Annotated in this window: 7 protein-coding genes; 4 read left to right on the top strand and 3 right to left on the bottom strand. The window is 68.7% G+C overall.

Features of this window, described 5'->3' with window-relative positions; genetic code table 11:
* Positions 1-42 precede the first annotated feature (42 nt).
* From IAE58_RS11050 to IAE58_RS11065, 4 genes are all read left to right on the top strand, one after another.
* Positions 43-438 (top strand): helix-hairpin-helix domain-containing protein, encoded by a 396-nt coding sequence (locus IAE58_RS11050; protein ID WP_234412307.1) that lies wholly within the window; start codon positions 43-45, stop codon positions 436-438.
* Positions 439-773: 335 nt separating this feature from the next.
* Positions 774-1,844 (top strand): L,D-transpeptidase, encoded by a 1,071-nt coding sequence (locus IAE58_RS11055; RefSeq protein WP_199933702.1) that lies wholly within the window; start codon positions 774-776, stop codon positions 1,842-1,844.
* Between the two features lie 17 nt (positions 1,845-1,861).
* Complete coding sequence (locus IAE58_RS11060; protein ID WP_199933701.1) at positions 1,862-2,575, top strand: murein L,D-transpeptidase catalytic domain family protein; 714 nt, start codon at positions 1,862-1,864, stop codon at positions 2,573-2,575.
* Between the two features lie 23 nt (positions 2,576-2,598).
* Complete coding sequence (locus tag IAE58_RS11065; RefSeq protein ID WP_199933700.1) at positions 2,599-3,204, top strand: HutD family protein; 606 nt, start codon at positions 2,599-2,601, stop codon at positions 3,202-3,204.
* Positions 3,205-3,262: 58 nt separating this feature from the next.
* Here IAE58_RS11065 and IAE58_RS11070 read toward each other — a convergent pair whose 3' ends face one another.
* Genes IAE58_RS11070 through IAE58_RS11080 form a run of 3 tightly spaced genes read right to left on the bottom strand, consistent with a single transcriptional unit; the run spans position 3,263 to position 6,692 of the window.
* Positions 3,263-4,867, bottom strand: coding sequence for a sulfite reductase subunit alpha (locus IAE58_RS11070; RefSeq protein ID WP_199933699.1), 1,605 nt, complete (start codon positions 4,865-4,867; stop codon positions 3,263-3,265).
* Positions 4,864-5,835 (bottom strand): FAD:protein FMN transferase, encoded by a 972-nt coding sequence (locus IAE58_RS11075; RefSeq protein WP_199933698.1) that lies wholly within the window; start codon positions 5,833-5,835, stop codon positions 4,864-4,866. The genes IAE58_RS11070 and IAE58_RS11075 overlap by 4 nt, the downstream gene beginning before the upstream one ends.
* Positions 5,836-5,888: 53 nt before the next feature.
* Entirely contained in the window at positions 5,889-6,692 is an 804-nt protein-coding gene (locus tag IAE58_RS11080; RefSeq protein WP_199933697.1) for a DUF4198 domain-containing protein, read from the bottom strand.
* Positions 6,693-6,770: the final 78 nt, after the last annotated feature.

The following is a 6,770-nucleotide window of genomic DNA, read 5'->3' on the forward strand; positions in this document are numbered from 1 at the left end:
GGCTTTTAGAAATCTGTGAAACCGATAGGCTGTGCACATGTGGTGACGGACACTGTTTCGGCCGACGGGATTGCCGGTCGGGACGGCCAGAACCACAAGGAGATACACGTCGTGCCTTGGAGTGTCGTGTTAAGGGCGCTGGTGCTGGGAATGTGGATGCTGGGGGCGCAAGCCGCCGAGCCCATCGACATCAACCGGGCCGATGCCCAGGCGCTGCAGCAGGGACTGTCGATGGTCGGGGCCAGGAAGGCTGCGGCAATCGTCGAGCACCGGCGCACACACGGCCCGTTTCACCGCGTAGAGGATCTGGCGCAGGTGAAGGGGATAGGGACAGGAATCGTTGAACGGAATCGACAGCGGATCACCGTCGGCAACAGGTTGTTGCCCGCGGATCCGGTACCCGGATCGGTACCGGTGCGAACCGTACCCAGGCGATGACATCAGGATCGTCGGAACCGGCAGGAGGCGGGTTCACCGGTCGCGGACAGGAAGGCCGTGACCACCGACCGTCGCACGGAGGCGACACCAATCACCAGGATGGTGGCATCACAGACCTGTGGAAGGGGCTGAGATACAAACAGGACAGACGCGGCCGCGTGCAGGACGCACCATTCCCATACCGCAGGACGCGGGGAATGGCAGCAGGCCGACAGGGACGTGACGATTGCCCGGTACGACACATGGTGGTGTCGCCGGGCAATTTCTTTTTCTGCGCACGGCCACGACGTGGCGATGGTGTAGCGTGGGGGCTCCCCATGGAATGGAGCCACCGGATGTTCCTTCATCGTCTTGCGTTGCCGTTGGCGCTTGCCCTGGCCTGCGCCACCGGTGCGGTCAGCGCGTCCACGCCTGCCGCTGCAACGGCTACGACCAGCGCCGAGGTGCGCGGGCCGACCGATCTTAAGCCCGGCGAATATCTGTGGCACCCGGAAATCTCACCGTCCGGCCCGATCGTGCTGGTGGTCAGCCTGGATGAGCAGCGCGCCTATGTGTACCGCAACGGCATCGCGATCGGGCTGAGCACGATCAGCTCGGGCAAGACCGGGCACGAAACGCCCACCGGTGTGTTCACCATCCTGCAGAAGGACAAGGACCACCGCTCCAACCTCTACAACAGCGCGCCCATGCCCTACATGCAGCGGCTGACCTGGGACGGCATTGCCCTGCACGGCGGCAGCCTGCCCGGTCACCCGGCCTCGCACGGCTGCGTGCGCCTGCCGCAGGCCTTCGCGCAGAAACTGTTCAGTGCCACCCAGCGCGGCGACACGGTGGTAGTGGCCGATGCCAAGAGCGCGCCGATGACGTTGGCTTACCCGGCCGTGCTGGCGCCGGTGAATGCCAAGGGCCAGGCGCTGCCGGACGGCGAAGCAGGCAGCGCTGCCGCGGCGTGGTGGAACGATGCCGCCGCGCCTGCCGGCCAGGTCGGCATCCTGGTCAGCCTGCAGGACCAGCGCCTGTATGTGCTGCGCGATGGGGTGATGATCGGCGAATCGCCGCTGCGTGCCGACGCGTTGCCGGCGTTCCAGGGCACCACGCTGTTCGTGATGGGGCAGGGCTACAGCGATACCCCCAGCCCGCTGGATGCACAGCAGCGCTTGCACCAGTGGACCGCGTATCCGCTGCTGGGCCAGGACAGCGCACAGGCCACGCCGGACCTGCTGGCCACGCCCTCGCTGCCAATGGCGCTGCCAGCCGATTTCGCCCACCAGCTGTACCAGGTGCTGGTGCCCGGCACGACCCTGCTGGTGACCTCGCTGCCGGCGGTACGCCCAAGCGCGGCTGAATCGGGCATGCAGCCGGTGTTGGAATCGGAACCGGCCGCGCCCACGTCGAAGAAGTCCTGAGCAGATTGCCGTCACCCATGAACGTTTCACGCACGTGCTGGCGGGCCGCTGGCGGCCTGCTGGCGATCCTGGCCGGTGCAACCTCTGCCGCCACACCGCCGGCGGCGGCCACCACCAGCACCGAAGACCTGACCGCGCTGCTGGCACGCACCGCGCCCAATGCCGACCGCCAGGTACTGAAGCTGGCGGCAACGGCGTTGCGTTGTTCCCTGCAGCGCCCCGAGCTGGGCGTCAGCGGCGAACGGCTGGCGGTGATCGATTACTCGCGGCCGTCCACCGAGCAGCGGCTGTGGGTGTTCGACCTGGCACGCCAGCGCCTGCTGTTCGAGGAGTGGGTGGCGCACGGGCGCAACAGCGGTGGCAACCGCACCGAACATTTCTCCAACCGCGATGGCAGTTTCATGTCCAGCATCGGGGCCTTCACTGCGAAGGAGACCTACATGGGCGGCAACGGTTATTCGCTGCGCCTGGATGGGCTGGAGCCGGGCTACAACGACCTGGCCCGTGATCGCGCGATCGTGATCCACGGCGCGCCCTACGTGAACCCGACCGTGGCGCGGCTGCAGGGGCGGCTGGGCCGCAGCCTGGGCTGCCCGGCGGTGCGGCTGTCGGTGTCGCGGCCGCTGATCGATTCGCTGCGCGGTGGCGCCCTGGTGTTTGCCTACTACCCCGATCCGGACTGGCTGAAGCATTCCAAGCTGCTGGACGGCAGCTGTGGCGGCGCGAGCTGACACACGCACCTACAATGCGGGGCATGGACACCGATTCCCCGCTGCACACCCCGAGCCAGGTGATTTCCAGCCTGGACTACCGCCGCGAACGCTGGCGCAACGGTCTGGGCTGGACCCGCGAGATCCTGCGCCTGCCGGCGCACGGCGATGACTGGGCGCTGCGCCTGTCGGTGGCCGAGATCGAGCAGGATGCTGCGTTTTCGGCGTTTCCCGGTGTGGAGCGCGAACTGGTGCTGCTGCATGGCAACGGCGTGCGGTTGCGCTTCGAAGATGGCCGTGTGGCCGATGTGCTGCCGCCGCACGGGCGCGTGCGCTTTGCAGGCGAGCAGACGTTGCAGGGGGAACTGGTGGATGGCCCCACCCACGATTTCAACCTGATGTGGAAGCGCGATGTGCTGCAGGCCGAGCTGCTGCACCGGCCACTGGTGGGATCGATGTTCTTCTTCTGCGAACCGGGCGTGGCCTGGGCGCTGTACCTGCTGGCCGGGCATGCCGACTTCGGCGCCGACAGCGGGCTGCCGCCGCTGCAGGCCGGGGATACCGCATGGTTGGCCGCCGGTGAGCGCCAGCGCCACGCGTTGCAGGGCGGTGGTGAGTTGTTGGCGATACGGGTAACGAGCGCCGGGTAACGCCGGGCCATGTGTGGATGGGGTCAGAGCCCTTTCCTGCGGAAAGGGATCCGACCCCTCAATACACGTCGCGACGGTAGCGGCCGGCCAGCAGCAGTGCTTCCTTGCCTTCGGCACCCAGCACCTGCTCGATCACCGCATCCACTGCCGGGGCCATGCCCTGCAGGCTGCCGCAGACCAGGATCGTGGCGCCTTCATCGACCCACTGCCGCAGCGTTGCCGCTTCGGCCAGCAGCCGGTCCTGTACGTAGCGGTGCGCGCCGCCATCACGGCTGAACACAGTATCCAGCCGCTGCAGCGTGCCATTGCCCTGCATGGCCTGCAGTTCGTCGCCGAAGTGGAAATCGTGGGCCGCCGAGCGTTCGCCGAACAGCAGCCAGGTGAGCTGCGCGCCGGCACGGGCACGTTCGTGCAGGTGCGCGCGCAGGCCGGCGATGCCGGTGCCGTTGCCGATCAGCAGCAGGGGCACGTCGGCGGCCACGCCATGGAAGTTGTCGTTGCGGCGCAGGCGCAGCTGCACCGGTTCGCCGATGGCGGCGTGGTCGCACAGCCAGCCACTGCCGATACCCGCTGTACCGTCGGCACGCAGCTGGCGGCGCAGCAGCAGTTCCAGCGCACCGTCGGCCATCACCGATGCGATGGAGTACTCACGATGCGGCAGCGGCTGCAGTGCCGCCAGCAGGCCGGGCAGGTCGCCGGGTGCCACCAGGTTGGGCAGGTGCGAACGCGCAACGCGGTCGAGCAGGGTCTGTCCGTCGTCCAGCTCCAGGGCCGGATCGAAGCCGTTCGATTGCAGCCAGTCGCGCGTGCTGTGCGCGGCGTGCTGCGGGCCAACTTCGGCGATGTCGCCGGCCTGCCACGGCGCATCGCTGCCCGCCGGCGGCTGCAGGCGCAGCCAGTACACCGGCCCGCCCAGGCTGCCCGGATTGAGGTGCGCGCGCTGAAGCAGCGTCCACGGCTGATATTCGGCCGGGCTCCAGTCGGGCAGTTCGCTGGCACCGCCGCCGATCTGCCCCAGCAACTGCTGCCAGTGGCGCAGTGCGGCCGGGTCGGCATTGTCGACCTCGACCACATCGAACATCGGATGGGCACCGTGCTGGCGCAACCACGTATCGAGCTGGTGACCGAAGGCGCAGAAGTGCCCATAGCTGCGGTCACCCAGCGCCAGCACGCCGTAGTGCAGGTGGCCCAGTGCGGGCGAGGCGCTCATCGTGCTGCGCAGGAAGGGCAGGGCATGGTCGGGCGCATCACCTTCACCGGTGGTACTGGCAATGAACAGCACACGGGTGCTGTCGGCCAGCAGGGTGCCATCCACTTCATGCAGGCCGCGCAGGCGCACTGGCAGCCCGGCCGCGCGCAGGGCCTCGGCGCTGCGTTCGGCCAGCTCGCGGGCGAAGCCGGTCTGGCTGGACCAGACCAGCAGCAAGGGTGCGGCACCATCGGCGATGCGGTCGTCGCGGCGGCGGCCGCGCCACCACACCGCCGTGCACGCCAGCGCGTACAGCACCAGGGCGATCAGTGCGGCATGCCAATGGCGCGGCGTCGGGGCACCCTGCCACCAGGTTTCCCCCAGGTGCAGGCGCAGCAGGGCAATGGCGGCCACGGCCAGCAGCGCCAGCACCAGTAGATTTCCCAGCAGTGCGCGCGAGGGACGGCGGCTCATGCGGCCTGCTCGTCCAGCAGGCGCTGGAAGGCGCTGCTCAGATGTTCCTGTGGGCCGCCGGTACTGCGCAGCAGATAACGCACGGCCAGCCCCTCGCGCTCGGCCAGCGCCATGCCGGCGGCCTGGCCCAGCACGGTGAGCGCGGTGGCCCAGGCATCGGCATGCATGGCGTCGTCGGCCACCACGGTCACGGCCGCGGCGACCTGGCGTACCGGCATGCCGGTGCGCGGGTCCAGGCTGTGGCTGTAAGCCTGGCCGTCGGCGCTGTACTGGTGCCAGCGGTCGCCCGAGGTGGCCACCGCTTTGCCGTGCAGCGCGAGCACGCGCGGTGGAAGCTTGCTGGCGGCATCTTCTTCCGGCGCCGATTCCACCAGCACGCGCCATGTCCGCCCATCCGGCTTGTGGCCATAGCCGGCCAGTTCGCCGCCCACTTCGATCAGTGCCGCATCGATCTGCTGGCTGCGCAGCCACGCCGCGACATGATCCACACCGAAACCCTTGGCGATCGCCGACAGGTCCAGTTCCAGTCCGCCTGGTTGCAGCAGCGCGTCGCCCTGCCACTGCAGGCGCTGCCAGCCGCAGCGCGCGCGCGTGGCCTGCAGGACATCGGTGCTGGGCAGGGCGCGTGGACCGGCATGCGCGCCGAAGCCCCACAGCGCCACCAGCGGGCCCACCGTGGGATCGAAGGCACCGTCGCTGGCGGCGGCGATGGCCTGCGCACACGCCAGCACGTGGCGGGTTTCGGCCGGCAGCACGCAGTACTGGCCCGCCGGCGCGCGGTTGTAGCGGCTCAGGTCGGAACCGGGTTCCCACGTGCTCATCTGCGCGACCACATCGTCCAGGCGGGCCTGGATGCCGGCATGCAACGGATGCAGGTCGCGCTGGCGCGGCGCCACCAGCGAAACGCTCCAGGTGGTGCCCATGGTGGTGCCACCCAGGCGGGCGATGTCGAGCGAGGTATCGGTCATGTCAGGCGGGCAGGCGGCGGTACCGGGGACAACCAGGCACCGCCGCGGTTCGGTTACTGCGGCAGGACTTCCAGCGTAGCGACGTAGCTCAGGCGGCGCTTGGCGGCCTGCTTCACCGATGTCTTGTTGTCCTCGGTGCCGGTTTCCAGCCAGTACATGCCGGCTTCCGGCCAGGTCACCTTGATCTCGCCCTTGGCGTCGCTGGTCACCTTCAGTTCGTCCTGCGCATTGCGGTAGCGGGTGGCACCGCGCACGATCTCGAAGTCCAGGCCGGCGGCCGGCTTGCCATCGACCAGCACGCGGAAGGTCGATTGCTCACCGGCGAACAGATCATTGGGGTGGCCGATGGCCACCAGCTCGATGCCACGGTTGGTCGGCTTCAGCGCGGTGTCGTTCGGCGCGCCGTTGGTGACGAAGGTTTCCACCCGGCCCACCGACTGGCTTACTTCCAGCTTCTTCGCATCCTTGGGCAGTTCGCCGAAGGTGGCGGCGGTGCCGCGCCAGCGCTTGCGTTCGCCGTTCAGTTCGTAGGTGGCGAACAGGCCATCGTTCACCGAGGCGATGCGGTAGGTGCCCTGCTGCTTCAGTTCGATGTCGAACACGCTGCGGTACTTGCCGGTGGCCGCGTTCTGCGGCTGCACGGTGCTGCCGTCCGGCGCGGTGATCACCAGCGATTCCAGGCGCAGCGGCACGTGGTTGAAATAGAACAGGTCGTTGGACACGGCGCCATCGACGGTGATCCACGGCGCGTTGCCGGCGATCACGGTCTGCGAGGGCAGCAGCCAGGCCTTGTGGGCCAGGGCGGAGAACGGAAGAGCAGCGGCCAGGGCGGCGGCTAGGACGAGCGTGCGCTTCATGCGGAAGACTCCAGGGACGTTGGGTGGGTGGGGGGGGGGGCCCCAAAGGACAGGAAAGAGGGAGAGCCCCCCCCCCGG

It is taken from the genome of Stenotrophomonas sp. S49, from assembly GCF_016624905.1.
Taxonomy (GTDB): domain Bacteria; phylum Pseudomonadota; class Gammaproteobacteria; order Xanthomonadales; family Xanthomonadaceae; genus Stenotrophomonas.